This window comes from Pseudomonas sp. MF08817 (assembly GCF_059862705.1).
The window spans coordinates 16,302-39,126 of record NZ_JCBCUY010000040.1 but is presented as its reverse complement, the minus strand read 5'-3'; the positions used below and the strand labels follow the sequence as shown (position 1 = coordinate 39,126).

General features: G+C 60.5%; 19 protein-coding genes. All 19 read left to right on the top strand.

Going from position 1 to position 22,825, the window contains the following annotated elements:
• The first annotated feature begins 154 nt into the window (after positions 1-154).
• The 19 genes from tsf (at position 155) to kdsA (ending at position 22,733) form a co-directional block, all read left to right on the top strand.
• Positions 155-1,018 (top strand): translation elongation factor Ts, encoded by an 864-nt coding sequence (gene tsf / locus AC19YR_RS21245; protein ID WP_095106399.1) that lies wholly within the window; start codon positions 155-157, stop codon positions 1,016-1,018.
• Positions 1,019-1,227: 209 nt separating this feature from the next.
• Complete coding sequence (gene pyrH, locus AC19YR_RS21240; RefSeq protein ID WP_095106401.1) at positions 1,228-1,971, top strand: UMP kinase; 744 nt, start codon at positions 1,228-1,230, stop codon at positions 1,969-1,971.
• Positions 1,968-2,525, top strand: coding sequence for a ribosome recycling factor (gene frr, locus AC19YR_RS21235; protein WP_095106404.1), 558 nt, complete (start codon positions 1,968-1,970; stop codon positions 2,523-2,525). The genes pyrH and frr overlap by 4 nt, the downstream gene beginning before the upstream one ends.
• A 16-nt stretch (positions 2,526-2,541) precedes the next feature.
• On the top strand, positions 2,542-3,297 hold the full coding sequence (gene uppS, locus AC19YR_RS21230; RefSeq protein ID WP_095106406.1) for a polyprenyl diphosphate synthase: 756 nt from the start codon (positions 2,542-2,544) through the stop codon (positions 3,295-3,297).
• Positions 3,297-4,103, top strand: a complete 807-nt coding sequence (locus AC19YR_RS21225; protein WP_095106408.1) for a phosphatidate cytidylyltransferase — start codon at positions 3,297-3,299, stop codon at positions 4,101-4,103. Before uppS ends, AC19YR_RS21225 begins: the two co-directional genes overlap by 1 nt.
• Complete coding sequence (gene ispC / locus AC19YR_RS21220; RefSeq protein ID WP_500600027.1) at positions 4,100-5,290, top strand: 1-deoxy-D-xylulose-5-phosphate reductoisomerase; 1,191 nt, start codon at positions 4,100-4,102, stop codon at positions 5,288-5,290. Before AC19YR_RS21225 ends, ispC begins: the two co-directional genes overlap by 4 nt.
• Before the next feature lie 45 nt (positions 5,291-5,335).
• On the top strand, positions 5,336-6,688 hold the full coding sequence (gene rseP / locus AC19YR_RS21215) for a sigma E protease regulator RseP (RefSeq protein ID WP_500600026.1): 1,353 nt from the start codon (positions 5,336-5,338) through the stop codon (positions 6,686-6,688).
• A gap of 74 nt (positions 6,689-6,762) precedes the next feature.
• Entirely contained in the window at positions 6,763-9,111 is a 2,349-nt protein-coding gene (gene bamA, locus AC19YR_RS21210; protein ID WP_500600025.1) for an outer membrane protein assembly factor BamA, read from the top strand.
• 45 nt (positions 9,112-9,156) lie between these two features.
• On the top strand, positions 9,157-9,660 hold the full coding sequence (locus AC19YR_RS21205) for an OmpH/Skp family outer membrane protein (RefSeq protein ID WP_019692093.1): 504 nt from the start codon (positions 9,157-9,159) through the stop codon (positions 9,658-9,660).
• 3 nt (positions 9,661-9,663) lie between these two features.
• The gene (lpxD, locus tag AC19YR_RS21200; RefSeq protein WP_095106416.1) at positions 9,664-10,719 is read left to right on the top strand and encodes a UDP-3-O-(3-hydroxymyristoyl)glucosamine N-acyltransferase; all 1,056 of its coding nucleotides are present in this window, start codon (positions 9,664-9,666) and stop codon (positions 10,717-10,719) included.
• Between the two features lie 111 nt (positions 10,720-10,830).
• On the top strand, positions 10,831-11,271 hold the full coding sequence (fabZ, locus tag AC19YR_RS21195) for a 3-hydroxyacyl-ACP dehydratase FabZ (RefSeq protein ID WP_095106418.1): 441 nt from the start codon (positions 10,831-10,833) through the stop codon (positions 11,269-11,271).
• The gene (gene lpxA / locus AC19YR_RS21190) at positions 11,268-12,044 is read left to right on the top strand and encodes an acyl-ACP--UDP-N-acetylglucosamine O-acyltransferase (protein ID WP_095106420.1); all 777 of its coding nucleotides are present in this window, start codon (positions 11,268-11,270) and stop codon (positions 12,042-12,044) included. Before fabZ ends, lpxA begins: the two co-directional genes overlap by 4 nt.
• 2 nt (positions 12,045-12,046) lie before the next feature.
• On the top strand, positions 12,047-13,177 hold the full coding sequence (gene lpxB / locus AC19YR_RS21185; RefSeq protein WP_500600023.1) for a lipid-A-disaccharide synthase: 1,131 nt from the start codon (positions 12,047-12,049) through the stop codon (positions 13,175-13,177).
• Positions 13,174-13,812, top strand: a complete 639-nt coding sequence (rnhB, locus tag AC19YR_RS21180) for a ribonuclease HII (RefSeq protein ID WP_500600022.1) — start codon at positions 13,174-13,176, stop codon at positions 13,810-13,812. Before lpxB ends, rnhB begins: the two co-directional genes overlap by 4 nt.
• Positions 13,813-13,889: 77 nt before the next feature.
• Positions 13,890-17,411 (top strand): DNA polymerase III subunit alpha, encoded by a 3,522-nt coding sequence (gene dnaE, locus AC19YR_RS21175; RefSeq protein ID WP_500600021.1) that lies wholly within the window; start codon positions 13,890-13,892, stop codon positions 17,409-17,411.
• Between the two features lie 140 nt (positions 17,412-17,551).
• Complete coding sequence (locus tag AC19YR_RS21170) at positions 17,552-18,499, top strand: acetyl-CoA carboxylase carboxyltransferase subunit alpha (RefSeq protein ID WP_095106425.1); 948 nt, start codon at positions 17,552-17,554, stop codon at positions 18,497-18,499.
• A gap of 148 nt (positions 18,500-18,647) precedes the next feature.
• Positions 18,648-19,958 (top strand): tRNA lysidine(34) synthetase TilS, encoded by a 1,311-nt coding sequence (gene tilS, locus AC19YR_RS21165; protein WP_500600020.1) that lies wholly within the window; start codon positions 18,648-18,650, stop codon positions 19,956-19,958.
• Positions 19,959-20,250: 292 nt separating this feature from the next.
• Complete coding sequence (gene pyrG / locus AC19YR_RS21160; RefSeq protein WP_095106427.1) at positions 20,251-21,882, top strand: CTP synthase; 1,632 nt, start codon at positions 20,251-20,253, stop codon at positions 21,880-21,882.
• 5 nt (positions 21,883-21,887) lie between these two features.
• Complete coding sequence (kdsA, locus tag AC19YR_RS21155; protein WP_095106429.1) at positions 21,888-22,733, top strand: 3-deoxy-8-phosphooctulonate synthase; 846 nt, start codon at positions 21,888-21,890, stop codon at positions 22,731-22,733.
• Positions 22,734-22,825: the final 92 nt, after the last annotated feature.

The window sequence follows — 22,825 nt, the reverse complement described above, 5'->3', positions numbered from 1 at the left end:
CTTGGCCCCCTTTTTGCCACCTCGAAAACCATTTGTCGGCAAGCTAGCTGCAACGGCTGTAATGTGCGGCGGCCTACAACGGAGATTCGGGAAGAATTGATCGCCCGTTTGATCGGGTGGAATGGTTGAAAACCTATCCAAGAGGATTTTGAAAATGGCAGAGATTACTGCAGCGTTGGTTAAAGAACTGCGTGAGCGTACCGGCGAAGGCATGATGGATTGCAAAAAGGCCTTGACCAAGGCCGGCGGCGACATCGAAAAAGCCATTGATGACATGCGTGCTTCCGGCGCCATCAAGGCTGCCAAGAAAGCAGGCAACGTCGCTGCTGAAGGCGCTATCGCTCTGAAAGAAGACGGTAAAACCGCCGTTCTGCTGGAAGTGAACTCGCAGACCGACTTCCTGGCTCTGCAGGACGACTTCAAGGCATTTGTTGCTGCAAGCGTTGAAAAGGCGTTCGCTGACAAACTGACTGACGTCGCTCCGCTGATCGAAGCTCAAGAAGCCGATCGCCTGGTTCTGGTCGGCAAGGTTGGCGAAAACGTCAACATCCGCCGCCTGGCACGGGTTGAAGGTGACGTGGTCGGTGGTTACCTGCACGGTAACAAGATCGGTGTTGCGGTGGCTCTGAAGGGCGGCGACGTTGAACTGGCCAAGGACATCGCTATGCACGTAGCGGCGACCAACCCTGAGTTCCTGCTGCCGTCGGAAGTTTCCGCTGAAGCGATCGAGCGTGAGAAGGGCGTATTCCTGTCCCTCAACGCTGACAAGATCGCCGGCAAGCCGGAAAACATCGTTGAAAACATGATTAAAGGCCGCATCAGCAAGTTCCTGGCCGAAGCCAGCCTGGTTGAGCAGGCGTTCGTCAAGAACCCTGAAATCAAGGTCGGCGACCTGGCCAAGAAAGCCGGCGCTGAAATCGTTTCCTTCACCTACTTCAAAGTAGGCGACGGCATCGAGAAGCCTGTGGACGACTTCGCTGCTGAAGTTGCCGCGCAGGTTGCTGCCAGCAAGCAATAAGACGGTTTCCAACTGTCGCCCAAAGGAGGCTGCCCGCTCACGCGCGCAGCCTCTTTTCAAATGGGGTTGCCAATTTATTTGGTTTCTTCCCGGAACTGGCTTACAAAGCCGTGTTCCGATGGCGCTGTGATAGCGTCGAGCTAGAAGTAAGCGCAGGCTGCAAACAGCTTGCAAAGAATTTTTAAAATACGCCGCAGGAGAGATTCGCAATGGCTCAGCAGGGCAGTGGTTATCAGGCTCGCTATAAACGCATTCTACTCAAGCTTAGCGGCGAGGCCCTGATGGGCTCGGAAGAGTTCGGGATCGACCCTAAGGTCCTGGATCGCATGGCGCTGGAAGTCGGCCAACTGGTCGGCATTGGTGTCCAGGTCGGTCTGGTGATCGGTGGCGGCAACCTGTTCCGCGGCGCGGCATTGAGCGCTGCCGGCATGGATCGCGTTACAGGCGACCACATGGGCATGCTGGCTACTGTGATGAACGCCCTGGCCATGCGCGATGCGCTGGAACGCGCCAATATCTCCGCCATCGTGATGTCTGCGATCTCCATGGTCGGGGTGACTGACCATTACGACCGCCGCAAAGCCATGCGTCACCTCAATGCCAAGGAAGTGGTGATTTTTGCCGCTGGTACGGGTAATCCGTTCTTCACCACGGATTCGGCCGCCTGCCTGCGCGCGATTGAAATCGACGCCGATGTGGTGCTCAAGGCCACCAAGGTGGACGGGGTGTACACTGCTGACCCATTCAAAGACCCGCATGCCGAGAAGTTCGATCATCTGACCTATGATGAAGTGCTGGATCGCAAGCTGGGTGTGATGGATCTGACAGCTATTTGCCTGTGCCGCGACCATAAGATGCCGCTGCGCGTATTTAACATGAACAAGCCCGGCGCCCTGCTGAACATCGTGCATGGCGGCGCTGAAGGGACGCTGATCGAGGAAAGCCAGCAATGATTAACGACATCAAGAAAGACGCCCAAGCGCGTATGCAGAAATCCCTGGAGTCTCTGAGCCACGCATTCGGCCAGATTCGTACCGGTAAGGCACACCCCAGCATCCTCGGTAGCGTGATGGTGCCTTATTACGGCGCCGACACCCCATTGAGCAGCGTCGCCAACGTCACTGTGAAAGACTCGCGCACCCTGCAGGTCGTGGCTTTCGAGCGCAACATGCTCGCTGCGGTCGATAAGGCTATCCAGAGTGCAGGCCTGAACCTCAACCCGACCAACCTGGGTGAGTTGCTGCTGATCTCGATGCCTGCCCTGACCGAAGAAACCCGCAAGGGCTTCACCAAGCAGGCGCGCAGCGCTGCCGAAGACGCTCGTGTGGCTGTGCGCAACATCCGTCGTGATGCGTTGGGTGAGCTGAAGAAGCTGGTTAAGGACAAGGAAATCAGCGAGGACGAAGAGCGCCGTGCTGCCGCTGATATCCAGAAGCTGACCGACAAGGCCGAGGCTGAAATCGACGCGGCTACCAAGCAAAAAGAAGCTGACCTGATGGCCGTATAAGGGTCTGGGCGTTTTCATGGAAAAGACCAAGCAAGCGGTTCTGTCCTCTGTGCCGCGGCATGTCGCGATCATCATGGATGGCAATAACCGTTGGGCCAAGAAACGCTTCATGCCCGGTGTTGCCGGGCATAAGGCGGGCGTGGACGCGGTGCGCGCCGTTATAGAGGTGTGCGCCGAAGCCAAGGTCGAAGTGCTGACGCTGTTCGCATTCTCCAGCGAGAACTGGCAGCGCCCGGCCGACGAAGTCAGTGCCTTGATGGACCTGTTCTTCAAGGCACTGCGCCGCGAGGCTAAGCGCCTGAATGACAACAACATCAGTTTGCGCATCATCGGTGACCGCTCGCGTTTCAATCCGCAATTGCAGGCGGCGATGCGTGAGGCCGAGGCGCTGACTGCCGGCAGCAACCGTTTTGTGCTGCAAATTGCGGCCAATTACGGTGGGCAGTGGGATATAGCCCAGGCTGCCCAGCGTTTGGCGCGGGAAGTCCAGGCCGGGCACTTGCAACCTGAGGACATCACGCCCGAGTTGCTGCAAACCTGTCTGGCCACCGGCGACCTGCCATTGCCGGACTTGTGCATCCGTACCGGCGGCGAACACCGCATCAGCAACTTCTTGCTGTGGCAGTTGGCTTACGCCGAGTTGTATTTCTCCGACCTGTTCTGGCCGGACTTCAAACACGATGCCATGCGTACCGCGCTGGCCGATTTCGCTTCCCGCCAGCGCCGTTTCGGTAAAACGAGCGAGCAGGTCGAAGCTGGAGCCCGGGTTTAATGCTTAAACAACGAATCATTACTGCACTGATCCTGCTGCCGATCGCCTTGTGCGGGTTTTTCCTGCTCGAAGGGGCGGGTTTCGCCTTGTTCATCGCTCTGGTGGTGACCCTGGGGGCCTGGGAGTGGGCGCGGCTGGCCGGCTTTGCTGCCCAGCCCCAGCGCGTTGCCTTCGCGGTGCTGGTCGCTGCGGCGTTGTTCCTTATGCACACCTTTCCGGGGCTGGCGCCTTGGGTGCTCGGCGCCGCGGTGTTGTGGTGGGTGGTGGCGACGTTCCTGGTGCTGACTTACCCGCGCACTGCGCCGCTGTGGTCCAGCGCAGCCTGCAAGCTCTTGATCGGCCTGCTGATCCTGCTGCCAGCCTGGCAAGGCCTGGTTCTGATTAAGCAGTACCCGCTGGGTAACTGGCTCATCATGGCTGTGATGGTGCTGGTCTGGGGGGCGGATATCGGTGCCTATTTTTCCGGTCGGGCCTTCGGCAAGCGCAAGCTCGCGCCACAGGTCAGCCCGGGCAAGAGCTGGGAAGGGGTCTATGGCGGTTTGCTGCTGAGCCTGCTGATTACGCTGGCGGTTGGCGTCGTTCGCGAATGGGGCGTTGCCCAGATGCTGTCCGGCCTGATCGGCGCGGCGGTGGTGGTGCTGATTTCCGTGGTGGGCGACCTGACCGAAAGCATGTTCAAGCGCCAGGCCGGGATCAAGGACAGCAGCAACCTACTGCCGGGCCATGGCGGTGTGTTGGATCGTATCGATAGCCTGACCGCAGCTGTTCCGGTATTCGCCGTGCTGCTGTGGATGGCGGCTTCGTGAGTCGGGTCCAGCAGGTCACCGTGCTCGGGGCGACTGGCTCCATCGGTCTGAGCACGCTGGATGTGATTGCCCGCCACCCGGATCGTTATCAGGTGTTTGCCTTGAGCGGTTTCAGCCGCCTCAAGGAGTTGTTCGCACTGTGCGTGCGCCATACGCCGCGTTTCGCGGTGGTGCCGCAGGCAGCCATCGCCCGGGACTTGCAGGATGAGTTACGAGCCGCGGGCTTGCGTACTGAAGTGCTGGTGGGCGAAGAGGGCTTGTGCCAAGTTGCGGCCGATCCTGAGGTCGATGCCGTGATGGCTGCGATCGTTGGTGCGGCAGGCTTACGCCCGACCCTGGCGGCCGTGCATGCCGGCAAGAAAATCTTGCTGGCCAATAAAGAAGCGCTAGTGATGTCCGGCGCCCTGTTTATGCAAGCCGTGCGCAAGAGTGGTTCGTTGCTGTTGCCGGTGGATAGTGAGCACAACGCGATTTTTCAGTGCATGCCCGGCGATTTTGCCAGGGGCCTGGGGCAGGTCGGCGTGCGGCGGATTCTGTTGACCGCCTCCGGCGGCCCGTTCCTGCACACACCCCTGTCGGAGCTTGAGCACGTTTCGCCGGAACAGGCCTGTGCCCATCCGAACTGGTCCATGGGCCGCAAGATCTCGGTGGATTCGGCCAGCATGATGAACAAGGGCCTGGAGTTGATCGAGGCCTGCTGGCTGTTTGATGCAAAGCCGGCCCAGGTCGAAGTAGTCATTCATCCTCAAAGCGTGATCCATTCGCTGGTGGACTACATAGACGGTTCGGTGCTGGCGCAGTTGGGTAACCCGGACATGCGCACGCCCATCGCCAATGCCTTGTCGTGGCCGCAGCGCATTGACTCCGGCGTGGCGCCGCTGGACCTGTTCGCTATCGCGCGCCTGGACTTCCAGGCCCCGGATGAGCAGCGTTTTCCTTGCCTGCGCCTGGCGCGTCAAGCAGCAGAGGCGGGCGCGAGTGCGCCGGCGTCCCTGAATGCGGCCAACGAAGTGGCAGTGGCAGCGTTTCTCGAGGGGCGCATCCGTTACCCGGAGATCGCGAGTATCATCGAGGAAGTTTTGAATCGTGAGCCTGTGGTGGCGGTCGATGAGCTCGACGCGGTGTTCTCGGCGGATGCCCGGGCGCGCGAGTTGACCGGGCAGTGGCTCAAGCGCCACGGGCGGTAGCATGAGGCTGCGAGTCTGGGCGGGTCAGGAATGCGGAGAAGGTAAATGAGCGCGCTCTATATGATTGTCGGCACCCTGGTTGCGCTGGGCGTGCTGGTCACTTTCCATGAATTTGGTCACTTCTGGGTCGCGCGTCGCTGTGGCGTGAAGGTTCTGCGTTTTTCCGTGGGTTTCGGCATGCCGCTGGTGCGCTGGCACGACCGCCATGGCACGGAATTCGTGATCGCCGCCATCCCGTTGGGTGGCTACGTCAAGATGCTCGATGAGCGCGAAGGCGAGGTGCCGGCCGAACAGCTGGATCAATCCTTCAATCGCAAGACCGTCCGCCAGCGTATCGCCATCGTGGCCGCCGGGCCGATTGCCAACTTCATGCTGGCTCTGGTGTTCTTCTGGGTGTTGGCGATGCTCGGCAGCGAGCAGGTGCGGCCGGTCATTGGTGCCGTAGAGGCGGGCAGTATCGCCGCCAAGGCTGGCCTGGGAGCGGGGCAGGAAATCGTCGCCATCGATGGCGAGCCGACTTCCGGTTGGGCTGCCGTTAATCTGCAACTGGTGCGGCGCCTGGGTGAAAGCGGCTCCCTGCAATTGCTGGTGCGCGAGCCGGGCGCCTCCGCTGATTCGCCCCGTGAGCTGGTGCTGGATAGCTGGCTCAAGGGGGCCGACGAGCCGGATCCGATCCGCTCACTGGGCATTCGTCCGTGGCGGCCGGCGTTGCCGCCGGTGCTGGCGGAACTGGACCCCAAAGGTCCGGCCCAGGCTGCTGGCCTGAAAACCGGTGATCATCTGTTGGCGGTCGATGGCCAGGCGCTGAATGAATGGCAGCAGGTGGTGGACTGGGTACGCGTGCGCCCTGCAACCGCAATCATTCTGCAAGTCGAGCGTGACGGGGCACGGATCGATGTGCCGGTTACCTTGGCCAGTCGTGGTGATGGGAAAGCTGCCAGTGGCTACTTGGGGGCTGGCGTCAAAGGTATCGACTGGCCGCCGGAAATGATCCGCGAGGTCAGTTTCGGCCCGCTGGAGGCCATTGGCGAGGGCGCGCGACGCACCTGGACCATGAGTGTGCTGACCCTGGATTCACTCAAGAAAATGTTGTTCGGCGAGCTCTCGGTAAAAAACTTGAGTGGACCGATAACCATTGCTAAAGTGGCGGGCGCTTCTGCCCAGTCGGGCGTTGCTGATTTCCTGAATTTCCTGGCTTATCTGAGTATTAGCCTTGGGGTTCTCAATTTGTTGCCCATCCCGGTACTGGATGGGGGGCATTTGTTGTTTTATCTGATCGAGTGGGTGCGTGGTCGCCCCTTGTCGGATCGGGTGCAGGGTTGGGGGATACAGATCGGTATCAGTTTGGTGGTCGGGGTGATGTTGCTTGCCCTGGTCAACGATCTGGGTCGGCTGTAGCGCTTCGCCGAATTGCGAATCTGCCGCATTTTGCGGCAGTTTGTTTATTGCCAGTTGGAATAAGAAAGGACTTCATGAAACGTCTGCTGCTAACTGCGGTTCTCTCCGTATTGATGATCGCCGAAGTTCACGCCGAGTCCTTCACTATCTCCGATATTCGCGTCAATGGCCTCCAGCGGGTCTCCGCGGGTAGCGTCTTTGGTGCCTTGCCGTTGAACGTCGGTGAACAGGCTGACGATCGTCGCCTGGTGGAATCCACTCGTGCGCTGTTCAAAACCGGTTTCTTTCAAGACATCCAACTGGGGCGTGACGGCAATGTCCTCGTCATCACGGTCGTCGAGCGTCCTTCTGTCGCCAGCATCGAGATCGATGGCAACAAGGCGATTTCCACCGAAGACCTGATGAAAGGCCTCAAGCAGTCGGGCTTGGCCGAAGGCGAGATTTTCCAGCGTGCCACCCTCGAAGGTGTGCGTAACGAGCTGCAGCGCCAATACGTCGCTCAGGGTCGTTACTCGGCTACGGTCGACACCGAAGTGGTGCCGCAGCCGCGTAACCGCGTCGGCCTCAAGGTCAACATCAACGAAGGTACGGTTGCGGCGATCCAGCACATCAACGTGGTGGGCAACACTGTTTTCCCGGCCGACGACTTGATCGACCTGTTCGAGCTGAAAACCACCAACTGGTTGTCCTTCTTCAAGAACGACGATAAGTACGCCCGTGAAAAGCTGTCCGGTGACTTGGAACGGCTGCGTTCCTACTACTTGGACCGTGGCTATATCAACATGGATATCGCCTCCACCCAGGTGTCGATCACGCCGGACAAAAAACACGTCTACATCACCGTCAACGTCAACGAAGGCGAGAAGTACAGCGTTCGTGAGGTCAAGCTCAGCGGTGATCTGAAAGTCCCTGAAGAGCAGGTCAAGGCATTGCTGCTGGTGCAACAGGGCCAGGTGTTCTCGCGCAAGTTGATGACCACCACCTCCGAACTCATTACCCGCCGCCTCGGTAACGAAGGCTATACCTTCGCCAACGTCAACGGCGTGCCGCAGCCCCACGACGAAGATCACACGGTTGATATCACTTTCGTGATCGATCCGGGCAAGCGTGCCTACGTCAACCGCATCAACTTCCGTGGCAACACCAAGTCCGAAGACGAAGTGCTGCGTCGCGAAATGCGTCAGATGGAAGGTGGCTGGGCTTCGACCTACCTGATCGACCAGTCCAAGACCCGTCTGGAGCGTCTGGGCTTCTTCAAGGAAGTGAACGTCGAGACACCGGCCGTGCCGGGTGTGGATGACCAAGTCGACGTCAACTACAGCGTTGAAGAACAAGCCTCCGGCTCGATCACCGCCAGCGTGGGTTTTGCCCAGAGCGCCGGTCTGATCCTCGGCGGCTCGATCACCCAGAACAACTTCCTGGGTACGGGTAACAAGGTCAGCGTCGGCCTGACCCGCAGCGAATACCAGAGCCGCTATAACTTCGGCTATGTGGACCCCTACTGGACTGCCGACGGCGTCAGCCTGGGCTACAACGCCTTCTATCGCACCACTGACTACGACGAACTCGATGTCGATCTGGCCAGTTACGCCGTGGACAGCCTGGGTGCGGGCGTCAGCGTCGGCTACCCGATCAGCGAGACTTCCCGCTTGACCTTCGGCCTCACAGCTCAGCAGGACAAGATCAACACGGGCACCTACACCGTCGACGAGATCAATGATTTCGTGGCCAAAGAAGGTGATAACTACCTGAACTTCAAAGCTTCGGCCGGTTGGTCCGAGTCAACCCTGAACAAAGGCGTGCTGGCCACCCGTGGTCATTCCCAGAGCGTAGTGTTGGAGGCCACCACCCCGGGCAGCGACCTGGCGTTCTTCAAGCTTGATTATCGCGGCCAGTTGTTCCAGCCGTTGAGCGATAACTACACCATGCGCCTGCACACCGAACTGGGTTACGGTGACGGCTATGGCGACACCGACGGCTTGCCGTTCTATGAGAACTACTATGCCGGTGGCTTCAACTCGGTACGTGGCTTCAAGGACAGCACCCTTGGTCCGCGCAGCACTCCGAACAAGAAGGACCCGGACCAGGACCCACTGCCGTTCGGTGGCAACGTCCTGATTCAAGGTGGCGTGGAAGTTCTGTTCCCGCTGCCATTCATCAAGGATCAGCGTTCGTTGCGGACCTCGGTCTTCTGGGATGTGGGTAATGTCTTCGACACCAACTGCAATACCGGCAAGACGACTAAAGGCAAAAAAGTTGAATGCAACGACATCGGTCTTGATGGTCTGGCCAGTTCCGTAGGTATTGGCGTGACCTGGATTACCGCACTCGGCCCGTTGAGCTTTGCGCTGGCGATGCCGATCAAGGAACCGGATGAGGCTGAGACCCAGGTGTTCCAATTCTCCCTTGGCCAGACTTTCTAAGAGTCTGACCCTAGATAACGACAATGGATTTTGTAGGAGTGCATCGTGCGTAAGTTGACTCAATTGGTTCTCCTGGCGACTGTCCTGGTAGCGACCCCGGCATTTGCCGAAATGAAAATCGCGGTACTGAACTACCAAATGGCCTTGCTGGAGTCCGATGCGGCGAAGAAGTACGCCGTGGATGCCGAGAAAAAGTTCGGCCCGCAGTTGACCAAACTCAAGACTCTGGAAAGCAGCGCCAAGGGCATCCAGGATCGCCTGGTCAGCGGTGGCGACAAAATGGCCCAGGGCGAGCGTGAACGTCTCGAGCTGGAATTCAAGCAAAAGGCCCGCGACTTCCAGTTCCAATCCAAGGAGCTGAACGAAGCCAAAGCCGTTGCCGACCGTGAAATGCTCAAGCAACTCAAGCCAAAGCTCGACAGCGCCGTGGAAGAAGTCATCAAGAAAGGTGCCTTTGACCTGGTCTTCGAGCGGGGTGCAGTGATTGATGTCAAACCTCAGTACGACATCACTCGCCAAGTTATCGAGCGTATGAATCAGCTGAAGTAATCCATGATCGCGACTAAAAAACTCGGCCAGTTGGCCGAGTTCCTTGGCGCCACCCTGCGTGGCGACCCGGAGAAAGAAATCACTGGGCTGGCCACTTTGCAAGAGGCCGGCCCAGCTCAGTTGAGCTTCCTGGCAAACCCCCAGTATCGCAAGTACCTGGGTGATAGCCACGCGGCTGCGGTGCTGTTGAAGGCCGCGGATGCCGAAGGCTATGCCGGCGACGCGCTGGTGGTGCCCGACCCTTACGCGGCGTACGCACGGGTCTCCCATCTATTCGACCCCAAACCCGTGGCACAGGCCGGTATCCACCCGACAGCGGTGGTGGCCGAGGACGCAGTGGTCGATCCGCTGGCGAGCATCGGCCCGTTTGCCGTGATCGAGAGCGGTGCGCACATTGCGGCCGGTGTCACCGTGGGCGCCCATTGCTTTATCGGCGCTCGCTCGCAGATCGGCGAGGGCGGTTGGCTGGCCCCGCGGGTCACGCTCTACCACGACGTGCGCATCGGCAAACGTGTGGTGATCCAGTCCGGGGCCGTGTTGGGTGGCGAGGGCTTCGGCTTTGCCAATGAGAAGGGTGTCTGGCAGAAGATCGCGCAAGTGGGCGGTGTATTGATCGGCGATGACGTCGAGATCGGCGTCAATACCGCCATTGACCGCGGTGCATTGGCCGATACAGTTCTTGGCAACGGCGTGAAACTGGACAACCAGATCCAGATTGCCCACAACGTGCAGGTCGGTGACCACACGGCCATGGCTGCGTGCGTGGGGATCTCGGGCAGCACCAAGATCGGCAAGCATTGCATGCTCGCCGGTGGCGTTGGCCTGGTGGGGCATATCGATATCTGCGACAACGTGTTCCTGACCGGCATGACCATGGTCACCCACTCCATTACCGAGCCGGGTGCCTACTCCTCCGGCACGGCAATGCAGCCCGCGGCCGAATGGCGCAAAAGCGCGGCCCGCATTCGGCAACTCGATGACATTGCGCGGCGTTTGCGCCAACTGGAAAAGCGTGTAGGGGACGTGACCCCCGGCGGTATTGCTTCATCTGATGGCTGATACCCTTTCCATATCAAGTGTGCACGGCCGCTAGACTGCCTCCTTGATTTGCTACTTGAGGAGTGCGCGTTGTCGCGTGCTCCCAATCTTTACTACAGGCTTCCCCCCGAAATGATGGACATCAACGAGATTCGCGAATACCTGCCTCACCGTTACCCGTTCCTGCTGGTGGATCGGGTGGTGGACTTGGATGTTGAGGGCAAGCGCATTCGTGCCTACAAGAATGTCAGCATCAACGAACCCTTCTTCAATGGCCACTTTCCAGCCCACCCCATCATGCCGGGTGTGCTGATTATCGAGGCCATGGCGCAGGCCGCGGGTATCCTGGGCTTCAAGATCATGGGCGTGAAGCCGGCGGATGGCACCCTGTACTACTTCGTCGGCTCCGACAAACTGCGTTTCCGCCAGCCTGTGTTGCCGGGTGACCAGTTGATCCTCGAAGCCAAGTTCATCAGTTGCAAGCGTCAGATCTGGAAGTTCGAGTGCCAGGCCACGGTGGACGGCAAGCCGGTCTGCTCCGCTGAAATCATCTGTGCGGAACGCAAGCTATGAGTTTGATTGACCCTCGCGCAATCATCGATCCGTCGGCCGTACTGGCCGACGATGTCGAGGTCGGCCCCTGGTCGATCATCGGTGCCGGTGTGGAAATCGGCGAGGGGACGGTGATCGGGCCGCACGTGATTCTCAAGGGCCCGACCCGGATCGGCCGGCACAATCGTATCTACCAGTTCTCCTCGGTAGGCGAAGACACTCCCGATCTCAAATACAAGGGCGAGGAAACCCGCCTGGTCATCGGTGACCACAATGTCATCCGCGAAGGCGTGACCATTCACCGCGGCACCGTGCAGGACCGCAGCGAAACCACCCTGGGCGACCACAACCTGATAATGGCCTATGCCCATATCGGTCACGACAGCGTCATCGGTAACCATTGCATCCTGGTCAACAACACCGCACTGGCCGGCCATGTTCACGTCGAAGACTGGGCGATCCTCTCCGGTTTCACCCTGGTGCACCAGTATTGCCACATCGGCGCCCACAGCTTTTCCGGGATGGGCACGGCCATTGGCAAGGACGTACCGGCCTATGTGACCGTATTTGGCAACCCCGCCGAAGCACGCAGCATGAATTTTGAAGGCATGCGCCGTCGCGGCTTCAGCGACGAGGTGATCCACGCCCTGCGTCGCGCCTATAAAACCGTTTATCGCCAAGGCCTGACGGTTGACCAGGCATTGGCGCAATTGGCCGAACCCTCGGCGCAGTTCCCCGAAGTCGCGGTATTCCGTGACTCGATCCAGTCCTCGTCCCGCGGCATTACCCGATAACCATGACGACTTTGCGTATTGCGTTGGTGGCGGGTGAGGCATCCGGGGACATCCTGGGCGCAGGTTTAATGCGTTCGCTCAAGGCTCGTCACCCCGATGTGGAATTCATCGGCGTCGGCGGCCCGCTGATGGAAGCTGAGGGCCTGGTGTCCTATTTTCCGATGGAGCGCCTGGCGGTCATGGGCTTGGTGGAAGTGCTCGGGCGCTTGCGTGAGCTGCTGGCACGGCGCAAGAAGCTCATCGCGACTCTGATCGCCGAGAAGCCGGATGCGTTCATCGGCATCGACGCTCCGGACTTCACTCTCAATATCGAACTCAAGCTGCGCCAGGCCGGGATCAAGACCGTGCACTACGTCAGCCCGTCGGTCTGGGCATGGCGGCAGAAGCGCGTGCTGAAAATCCGCGAAGGCTGCGACCTGATGCTCACGCTGTTCCCGTTCGAGGCCCAGTTCTACGAAGAGAAGGGTGTGCCGGTGCGGTTTGTCGGGCACTCCCTGGCCGATGCCATTCCACTGGAGGCCGACCGCATTGCGGCCCGCGAAGAACTGGGGCTACCTGATGGCCCTCTAGTGGCGTTGATGCCAGGCAGTCGTGGCAGTGAAGTCGGGCGCCTGGGGGCGTTGTTTCTCGATGCTGCCCAACGCTTGCGTGCGTTGCGTCCTGGCGTGCGGTTTGTCATGCCCTGCGCCAGCCCGGAGCGCCGTGCGCAACTGGAAGAGCTGCTCGCCGGCCGCGACCTGCCACTGACCCTGCTCAACGGCCGTTCCCACCAGGCCTTGGCTGCGTGCGATGCGGTGTTGATCGCCTCTGGCACTGCGACCCTTGAAGCCTTGTTATACAAGCGGCCGATGGTAGTGGCCTATCGCCTGGCGCCGTTGACGTTCTGGATTCTCAAGCGCATGGTCAAAAGCCCCTACATTTCGTTGCCTAACCTGCTGGCCCAGCGTTTGCTGGTGCCCGAGTTGCTGCAGGACGAGGCCACTGCCGACGCCTTGGCCCTGACCCTGGCGCCCCTGATCGACGGGGGTGAGGAACAAACCCGCGGTTTCGACGAAATTCACCGCACCTTGCGCCGCGACGCCTCTAATCAAGCGGCGGACGCGGTGCTGAACCTGATCGGCAAATCCGTATGAGCAGCCTCAAGCAAATGGGCCTGGATTTCACTCTGGTCGCCGATGCTCAGGACTTGGTGGCCGGTGTCGATGAAGTGGGCCGCGGCCCGTTGTGCGGCGCGGTGGTCACGGCGGCAGTGATCCTCGATCCCAATCGCCCGATCATCGGCCTCAATGATTCGAAGAAGCTCACCGAGGCCCGGCGCGAAAAGCTCTACGACGAAATTTGCGAAAAAGCCCTGAGCTGGTGCATCGCCCGGGCGGAAGTCGAGGAAATCGACGAGCTCAACATCCTGCACGCCACCATGTTGGCCATGCAGCGCGCGGTGCAGGGCCTGAGCATTCAGCCGAAGTTGGCGATGATCGACGGTAATCGCTGCCCGAAGCTGGCGATGCCGGCCGAAGCGGTGGTCAAGGGTGATAGCAAGGTGCCGGCGATCGCCGCCGCCTCGATCCTGGCCAAGGTCAGCCGTGACCGGGAAATGGCCGCCATGGAACTGATCTACCCCGGCTATGGCATCGGCGGGCATAAGGGCTATCCCACCCCAGTGCACCTCGAAGCCCTGGCGCGCTTGGGCCCCACCCCGATTCACCGGCGCTCTTTCGCACCGGTGCGCCTGGCCTACGAGGCGCTGGACGCCAAGACCAGGGTTTAGCCAACAGGCTGATGTTTTACTCAGGGCCCGGTACAATCCGGGCCTTGTTGTCTTTACGCTTTCTGGACAGGATCACTATGCCGGCTTCATTCGTTCACCTGCGCCTGCACACTGAATACTCCCTGGTCGATGGTCTGGTGCGGATCAAACCGCTGGTTAAGACCCTCGTCGGTATGAACATGCCGGCAGTGGCGGTCACCGACCAGAACAACATGTGTTCCCTGGTCAAATTCTACAAAGCCGCCATGGGGGCGGGCATCAAGCCGATCTGCGGCGCTGACCTGTGGCTGTCGAACAAAGACCCGGACAATGCCCTGAGCCGCATCAGCCTGCTGGCGATGAACGCGGTTGGCTATCGCAACCTCACCGAACTGATTTCCCGTGGCTTCATTGATGGCCAGCGCAATGGCTCGATCATCATCGAGCGCGAATGGGTCGCCGAGGCCAGTGAAGGCCTGATTATGTTGTCAGCGGCCAAGGAGGGTGAGATCGGCCTGGCCCTGTTGGGCGGCAACCCGGACGAGGCCGAGGTCCTGGCACGGGACTGGATGGCGGTGTTCCCGCAGCGCTTCTACCTGGAAGTGCAGCGCACCAACCGGCCCAACGACGAAGAGCACCTGCACGCGGCCGTAGCCCTGGCCGAGAAGCTTGGCGCGCCGCTGGTGGCAACCAACGATGTGCGCTTCATCAAGCCCGAAGACTTCGAAGCCCACGAAACCCGCGTGTGCATTGGCGAGGGCCGCGCCCTTGACGACCCGCGTCGCTCCAAGAACTACAGCGACCAGCAGTACCTCAAGAGCGCCGCGCAAATGGCCGAGCTGTTCAGCGACTTGCCTGAGGCGCTGGAAAACAGCGTGGAGATCGCCAAGCGCTGCAACATCGAAGTGAAACTGGGTAAGCACTTTCTGCCCAACTTCCCGATCCCCGATGGCATGACCATCGACGAATACTTTCGCAAAGTGTCCTTCGATGGCCTTGAGGAGCGCCTCAGCGTCCTGCTGCCCCGGGACACCACTGAGGATTACGAGGCCAAGCGCCAGGTCTATGTCGACCGTTTGAATTTCGAGCTGGATATCATCATCCAGATGGGCTTCCCCGGTTACTTCCTGATCGTGATGGACTTCATCCAGTGGGCTAAGAGCAACGGCGTCCCGGTAGGCCCGGGGCGGGGTTCGGGTGCAGGGTCGCTGGTGGCCTATGTGCAGAAGATCACCGACCTCGACCCGCTGGAATATGACCTGCTGTTTGAACGGTTCCTTAACCCGGAACGGGTTTCGATGCCCGACTTCGACGTCGACTTCTGCATGGACGGGCGCGACCGGGTCATTGAATACGTGGCCGAAAAGTACGGCCGCAACGCGGTCAGTCAGATCATCACCTTCGGTTCCATGGCGGCCAAGGCTGTAATCCGCGACGTGGCGCGGGTGCAGGGCAAGTCCTATGGCCTGGCGGACAAGCTGTCGAAGATGATCCCCTTCGAAGTCGGCATGACCCTGGAAAAAGCCTACGAACAGGAAGAAATCCTGCGCGACTTCATCAAGGTCGATGAAGAGGCCGCAGAAATCTGGGCCATGGCCCGCAAGCTCGAAGGCGTGGTGCGTAACGTCGGCAAGCACGCCGGTGGCGTGGTGATCGCACCGACCAAGTTGACTGACTTTTCGCCCATTTACTGCGACGAAGAAGGCGATGGCCTGGTAACCCAGTTCGACAAGGACGACGTGGAGGCGGCCGGCCTGGTGAAGTTCGACTTCCTTGGCCTGCGGACCCTGACGATCATCGACTGGGCGCTCAAGACCATCAACCGCGACCGCGCCAAGGTCAATGAAGCGCCGTTGGACATCGCGTTCATCCCGCTGGACGACAAGCCCACCTACAGCCTGCTGCAAAAAGCCGAAACCACAGCGGTGTTCCAGCTTGAGTCGCGTGGCATGAAAGAGCTGATTAAAAAGCTCAAGCCCGACTGCCTGGAAGACTTGATCGCCCTGGTGGCGCTGTTCCGCCCCGGCCCGCTGCAATCGGGCATGGTGGACGACTTCATCAACCGTAAGCACGGGCGCGCCGAGCTGGCGTATCCCCACTCCGACTACCAGTACGAGGGCCTCAAGCCCGTATTGGCGCCGACCTACGGCATCATCCTGTACCAGGAACAGGTGATGCAGATTGCCCAGGTCATGGCCGGCTACACCCTTGGTGGCGCGGACATGCTGCGCCGGGCCATGGGTAAGAAGAAACCCGAAGAGATGGCCAAGCAACGCGGTGGCTTCATCGAAGGTTGCGCAACCAACAATATTGACGCGGACCTGGCCGGGAACATCTTCGATCTGGTGGAGAAATTCGCCGGTTACGGCTTCAACAAGTCCCACTCCGCCGCCTATGGCCTGGTGTCGTACCAGACCGCTTGGCTCAAGGCGCACTACCCGGCGCCGTTCATGGCGGCGGTGTTGTCGGCGGATATGCACAACACCGACAAGGTTGTCACCCTGATCGAAGAAGTTCGCACCATGAAGCTGCGTCTCGACGCGCCGGATGTGAACGCCTCGGAATTCAAATTCACCGTTAATGACGAAGGCCGGATCATCTACGGGCTCGGTGCCATCAAGGGTGTCGGCGAAGGCCCGGTGGAGGCCATCACCGAAGCGCGCCAGGACGGGCCGTTCAAGGATCTGTTCGATTTCTGCGCCCGGGTCGACCTCAAGCGCATCAACAAACGCACCCTGGACGGCTTGATCCGCAGCGGCGCCCTAGACCGCCTCGGCCCGCACTTCTTCGATGAAACCAAGGCCTACCAGGCCAATATCGACCGTAACCGGGCTGTGCTGCTGGCGGCCATGGAAGAAGCCATCAAGGCTGCCGAACAGACCGCGCGCACCCATGACAGCGGCCATGCCGACCTGTTCGGCGGCTTGTTCGTCGAGGCGGACGCGGATGTCTACGCCAACCATCGCAAGGCCAAGGAACTGACCCTCAAGGAACGTCTCAAAGGCGAGAAAGACACCCTGGGCCTGTACCTGACCGGCCACCCGATCGACGAATACGAAGGGGAAATCCGCCGCTTCGCCCGTCAGCGCATCATCGACCTGAAACCGGCGCGCGACACCCAAACGGTCGCCGGGATGATTATTGCCTTGCGAGTAATGAAGAACAAAAAGGGCGACAAGATGGGCTTCATCACCCTCGATGACCGCTCCGGGCGCATCGAAGCGTCGCTGTTTGCCGAGGCATTCCATTCGGCGCAATCGTTGTTGCAGACCGACGCGATGGTGGTGGTCGAAGGCGAGGTCAGCAACGACGACTTCTCCGGTGGCTTGCGCCTGCGGGTCAAGCGCGTGATGAGCATGGAAGACGCACGCACGAACCTGGCCGAGAGCCTGCGCCTGAAGGTGCAGGCCGACGCCCTCAAGGGCGACCAATTGCGGGTGCTGGGCGACTTGCTCAAGCGCCATCGCGGTGCCTGCCCGATCACCCTGGAATACAGCGGCCCCGATGCCAAGGCGCTGCTACAGTTCGGCGAAACCTGGCGAATCGACCCGGCGGACAGCTTGATTCAAGCCTTGCGTGACCAGTTCGGGCGAGACAACGTCTTCCTCCAATACCGTTGATGGCCTGGTGCCCCGCGTGGGCGCCGGTCCTGACCTGAATTTTTAATCTCGACCTGAACGCGCCTCTCCCTTAAGGTAGGGCGCGAATAGACAACCGGCCGGCCCAAGCTCTCTTGGACGTCGACCCAAGACGGACGCCTATGAACCCGAATTTTCTAGATTTCGAACAGCCAATCGCCGACCTGCAAGCCAAGATCGAAGAGTTGCGCTTGGTCGGTAACGACAATTCGCTGAATATCGGCGATGAGATCTCCCGCCTGCAGGCCAAGAGCAGCACCCTGACCGAAGACATCTTCGGCAAGCTGACCAGTTGGCAGATCGCGCGCCTGGCGCGTCACCCGCGTCGCCCGTACACCCTGGACTACATCGAGCACATTTTCACCGAGTTCGACGAACTGCACGGTGACCGTCATTTCTCCGACGATGCGGCCATTGTCGGCGGCGTTGCCCGCCTCGAAGACCAGCCGGTGATGATTATCGGCCACCAGAAAGGGCGTGAAGTCCGGGAAAAAGTACGCCGTAACTTCGGCATGCCGCGCCCCGAAGGCTACCGCAAGGCCTGCCGCCTGATGGAAATGGCCGAGCGTTTCAAAATGCCGATCCTGACCTTCATAGACACCCCGGGCGCGTACCCGGGCATCGACGCCGAAGAGCGCAACCAGAGCGAAGCGATTGCCTGGAACCTGCGCGTCATGGCGCGCCTGAAAACCCCGATCATCGCCACCGTGATCGGTGAAGGTGGCTCCGGCGGCGCCCTGGCGATTGGCGTGTGTGACCAACTGAATATGCTGCAGTACTCCACCTACGCGGTGATCTCACCGGAAGGCTGTGCGTCGATCCTGTGGAAAACCGCCGAAAAAGCTCCGGACGCCGCCGAAGCCATGGGCATCACCGCCGAGCGCCTCAAGGGTCTGGGCATTGTCGATAAGGTGATTGGCGAGCCTTTGGGCGGCGCCCACCGTGACCCGGCTACCGCCGCTGCATCGATTCGCGCCGAGCTGAGTTCGCAGTTAGCGATGCTGAAAAAGTTCGATAACGATGCATTGTTGGCCCGTCGCTATGAGCGTTTGATGAGCTACGGTCTCTGACCTGACCCAGCGACACCCCTGTGGGAGCGGGCTTTCCCGCGAAGGCGTCGGCACAACCAACATTAATGTTGGAGGCCATGGACTCTTCGCGGGCAAGCGGAGCGCCGTCCGGCCCGTTCCGACATTGGATTTGGGCGAAGTGATCGAAATGAATCAGTCAGCCATGGATCTACCCGCCAAACTGCTGCTGACCCTGGCCCCTTGGCGCACGGCCCCTATCTGGCACGTCGCCTTCTCCGGGGGGCTCGATTCCACCGTCCTGCTGCACCTTCTTGCCCAATTGGCGCACACCCATTCCCTGCCCAGGCTGACGGCCATCCATGTGCATCATGGCCTGCAATCGGTGGCGGATGCGTGGCCGCCACATTGCCAGGCTGTTTGCGACGCCCTTGGCGTGCCATTGCGGGTGATCCACGTGCAGGTGAAGGCCGGGGCGAGCCTTGAGCGAGCGGCTCGTGAGGCCCGCTATGCTGCCTTCGCTCAAAGCCTGGGGAGCAACGAGGTGCTGTTCACCGCCCAGCACCGTGACGATCAGGCCGAAACCTTGCTGTTTCGCCTGTTGCGCGGTGCTGGGGTCAGAGGCCTGTCGGCGATGCCGCCGCAGCGTGCGCTGGGGCAAGGGCAGTTGCTGCGCCCGCTGCTGGACGTGTCGCGGGCCGAGTTGGCGGCCTATGCCCGCGAGCATGGCTTGTGCTGGATTGACGACCCGTCCAACCAGGATCAGCAGTTTTCCCGCAACTATCTGCGACAGGAAATCTTTCCTGCATTGCTCCAGCGCTGGCCACAAGCCGTGGCCACCATGGCCCGCAGCGCCGCCCATGTGCAGGAAGCCCAAGGCTTGCTCGATGAATTGGCGCTGATGGATTTGCAAACGGCCCGCGCGGCCTGCGCGTTCGATTGGCTGGGGCTGCCTTCGCTGGAAATGGCGGCGTTTATCGGGCTGTCCCCGGCCCGGCAACGCAATGCCCTGAGCCATTGGCTGGCGCCCATGACCCGGTTGCCGGACAGCGATCACTGGGCGGGATGGGAGAGCCTGCGCGACGCCGCGCCAGGCCGGCATCCATGTTGGCGGCTGGCGGACGGCGAGTTGCAGCGCGCGGGCGGGCGCCTGTGGTGGCTGGCCGGTGCCTGGCTGCGTAAGCCGGTGGCCGACCTGGTCTGGGCCGATCCACGCCAAGCTTTGGCGTTGCCGGATAACGGCTGCCTCGCATTGACCGGCACGGCGCCCGACGGGCGGCTGCGGGTGCGTTATCGCCAGGGCGGCGAAGTGATGGCGGTGGTGGGGCGCGGCCATCGCGATCTCAAGCGTTTGCTCAATGAACGGGGTGTGCCAGGCTTTGCCCGTGGCCGATTGCCGCTGCTGTACAGAGGCGGCGAACTGCTGGCGGTGGGCGGCGTGGCGGGCCTGGATGGTGCTGCCGATGGCCCGTGGCAATTGCGGTGGCAGCCTCCTGCCTGAGATCAAGGTTTGAGCTGGAAGGGGCTTTCCGGTAGACTACGCTCCCTTCTTGATACAACTTCTGTGGATTCGCCTGAATTGCAGCAGTTGCCGATTACCAAGCAGTCTTTGCTGGGCGATTCCAAAAAATGTGTAGCGAACAACGTACCGGTGGTTTCACTTCCGGTCTGTCCCAACGCGGCGGTTTTTTTGAAAGATGCACTGTAATTAATGCAGGTGATCGGGGGCTTCGGCCTTCCTTCGCTTTCCCCGGCGGCTCGGACCGCTTTAACGCAGACTTCTAGGGTTTTTCATGACGCGCTACATATTCGTCACGGGCGGTGTTGTTTCTTCATTGGGGAAAGGCATCGCATCGGCTTCATTGGCGGCCATCCTGGAGGCGCGGGGACTTAAGGTCACCATGCTCAAACTGGACCCGTACATCAACGTTGACCCGGGCACCATGAGCCCGTTCCAGCACGGTGAAGTGTTCGTCACCCACGACGGCGCCGAGACCGACCTGGACCTGGGCCACTACGAGCGGTTCATCCGCACGACCATGACCCAGGACAACAACTTCACCACCGGCCGGGTTTACGAACACGTGCTGCGCATGGAGCGCCGTGGTGCCTACCTGGGCGCCACCATCCAGGTGATCCCGCACATCACCGATGAAATCAAGCGCCGCATTATCAAGGGTGCCGGCAATGCCGACGTGGCCTTGGTCGAGATCGGCGGCACCGTGGGCGACATCGAATCCCAGCCGTTCCTGGAAGCGATCCGCCAGTTGCGTTTTGAAGTCGGCGCCAAGCGCGCGATGCTGATGCACCTGACCCTGGTGCCGTACATCGCCACCGCTGGCGAGACCAAGACCAAGCCGACCCAGCACTCGGTCAAGGAATTGCGCTCCATCGGCCTGCAGCCGGACGTACTGGTCTGCCGCTCCGATCACCCGATCGATATCTCCTCGCGTCGCAAAATCGCCCAGTTCACCAACGTCGAAGAACGTGCGGTGATTGCCCTGGAAGACGCCGACACCATCTACAAGATCCCAGGCATCCTGCATTCCCAGGGCCTGGACGATTTCGTCGTCGAGCGCTTTGGCCTGCAATGCGAAGGCGCGGATCTGTCCGAGTGGGAGAAAGTGGTCGACGCCAAGCTCAACCCGGAACACGAAGTCACCATCGCGATGGTCGGCAAGTACATGGAGCTGCTGGATGCTTATAAGTCGCTGATCGAAGCGATGAGCCATGCTGGCATCACCAACCGCACCAAGGTCAACCTGCGCTACATCGATTCCGAAGACATCGAGAACCAGGGCACCGCGCTGCTCGAAGGCGTGGACGCGATCCTGGTACCCGGCGGCTTTGGCCTGCGTGGCGTGGAAGGCAAGATCACCGCCGTGCAATTCGCCCGCGAAAACAAGGTGCCCTACCTGGGTATCTGCCTGGGCATGCAAGTGGCGGTCATCGAGTTTGCCCGTAACGTTCTGGGCTGGAAGGACGCCAACTCCACCGAGTTTGACCACACCAGCGCTCACCCGGTCGTGGGCCTGATTACCGAGTGGGAAGATGCCACCGGTGTCGTCGAGACCCGTACCGAATCCTCCGACCTGGGCGGCACCATGCGCCTGGGCGCTCAGGACTGCCAGCTCGTTGCCGGCTCCCTGGTACACGATTGCTATGCCAAGGACGTGATCGTTGAACGCCATCGCCATCGTTATGAAGTCAACAACAAGCTGCTGCCAAGCCTGATCGAGGCCGGCCTGAAAATCTCCGGTCGCTCCGGTGATGGCGCGCTGGTGGAAGTGGTCGAAGCGCCGGATCATCCGTGGTTTGTCGCATGCCAGTTCCACCCCGAGTTCACCTCGACGCCCCGTGACGGTCACCCGTTGTTCAGCGGTTTCGTCAAGGCCGCGTTGGCTCAACACCAGAAGAAGGCGTGATCCCCATGGCACAGAAAATCATCCGTGTCGGCGACATCGAAATCGCCAACGACAAGCCAATGGTGCTGTTCGGCGGCATGAACGTGCTGGAAAGCCGCGACATGGCCATGCAGGTGTGCGAAGAGTATGTGAAGGTTACCCAGAAACTGGGTATTCCTTACGTGTTCAAGGCCAGCTTCGACAAGGCCAACCGTTCGTCCGTGACCTCCTACCGTGGCCCAGGCCTGGAAGAAGGCATGCGGATTTTTCAGGACATCAAGCAAGCCTTCGGCGTGCCGATCATCACTGACGTGCACGAGCCCGCGCAGGCTGCCGTGGTGGCCGAGGTCTGCGACATCATCCAGTTGCCGGCCTTCCTGTCTCGCCAGACCGACCTGGTGGTGGCCATGGCCAAGACCGGCGCGGTCATCAACATCAAGAAAGCCCAGTTCCTCGCGCCCCAGGAAATGAAGCACATCCTGAGCAAGTGCGTGGAAGCGGGTAACGACCAGTTGATCCTCTGCGAGCGTGGTTCGAGCTTCGGCTACAACAACCTGGTGGTGGACATGCTCGGCTTCGGCATCATGAAGCAGTTCGAGTACCCGGTTTTCTTCGATGTGACCCACGCGCTGCAAATGCCTGGCGGTCGCTCCGATTCAGCGGGCGGTCGCCGCGCCCAGGTCACCGACCTGGCCAAGGCAGGTATGAGCCAAGCCCTGGCCGGCCTGTTCCTGGAAGCCCACCCCGACCCGGACAACGCCAAGTGCGACGGCCCTTGCGCCCTGCGTCTGGACAAGCTGGAGCCGTTCCTGGCCCAGCTCAAGGCCCTGGACGAACTGGTGAAGAGTTTTCCGACGGTAGAAACCGCGTAAAGCTGATTTCTCCGGTAAAGTACCGCACGTTTTTATGACTCAGGCCCTCGGGCCTGAGTTTTGTTGTCTGCCGGGCTGCCCCGCGTACCGCG

Coding starts and splice junctions, on each gene's coding strand:
- lpxD (WP_095106416.1), top strand. CDS start 9,664: ATGATCGCGACTAAAAAACTCGGCCAGTTGGCCGAGTTCCTTGGCGCC.
- pyrG (WP_095106427.1), top strand. CDS start 20,251: ATGACGCGCTACATATTCGTCACGGGCGGTGTTGTTTCTTCATTGGGG.
- uppS (WP_095106406.1), top strand. CDS start 2,542: ATGGAAAAGACCAAGCAAGCGGTTCTGTCCTCTGTGCCGCGGCATGTC.
- rnhB (WP_500600022.1), top strand. CDS start 13,174: ATGAGCAGCCTCAAGCAAATGGGCCTGGATTTCACTCTGGTCGCCGAT.
- AC19YR_RS21225 (WP_095106408.1), top strand. CDS start 3,297: ATGCTTAAACAACGAATCATTACTGCACTGATCCTGCTGCCGATCGCC.
- AC19YR_RS21170 (WP_095106425.1), top strand. CDS start 17,552: ATGAACCCGAATTTTCTAGATTTCGAACAGCCAATCGCCGACCTGCAA.
- frr (WP_095106404.1), top strand. CDS start 1,968: ATGATTAACGACATCAAGAAAGACGCCCAAGCGCGTATGCAGAAATCC.
- lpxA (WP_095106420.1), top strand. CDS start 11,268: ATGAGTTTGATTGACCCTCGCGCAATCATCGATCCGTCGGCCGTACTG.
- lpxB (WP_500600023.1), top strand. CDS start 12,047: ATGACGACTTTGCGTATTGCGTTGGTGGCGGGTGAGGCATCCGGGGAC.
- kdsA (WP_095106429.1), top strand. CDS start 21,888: ATGGCACAGAAAATCATCCGTGTCGGCGACATCGAAATCGCCAACGAC.
- tilS (WP_500600020.1), top strand. CDS start 18,648: ATGAATCAGTCAGCCATGGATCTACCCGCCAAACTGCTGCTGACCCTG.
- dnaE (WP_500600021.1), top strand. CDS start 13,890: ATGCCGGCTTCATTCGTTCACCTGCGCCTGCACACTGAATACTCCCTG.
- tsf (WP_095106399.1), top strand. CDS start 155: ATGGCAGAGATTACTGCAGCGTTGGTTAAAGAACTGCGTGAGCGTACC.
- rseP (WP_500600026.1), top strand. CDS start 5,336: ATGAGCGCGCTCTATATGATTGTCGGCACCCTGGTTGCGCTGGGCGTG.
- pyrH (WP_095106401.1), top strand. CDS start 1,228: ATGGCTCAGCAGGGCAGTGGTTATCAGGCTCGCTATAAACGCATTCTA.
- bamA (WP_500600025.1), top strand. CDS start 6,763: ATGAAACGTCTGCTGCTAACTGCGGTTCTCTCCGTATTGATGATCGCC.
- fabZ (WP_095106418.1), top strand. CDS start 10,831: ATGATGGACATCAACGAGATTCGCGAATACCTGCCTCACCGTTACCCG.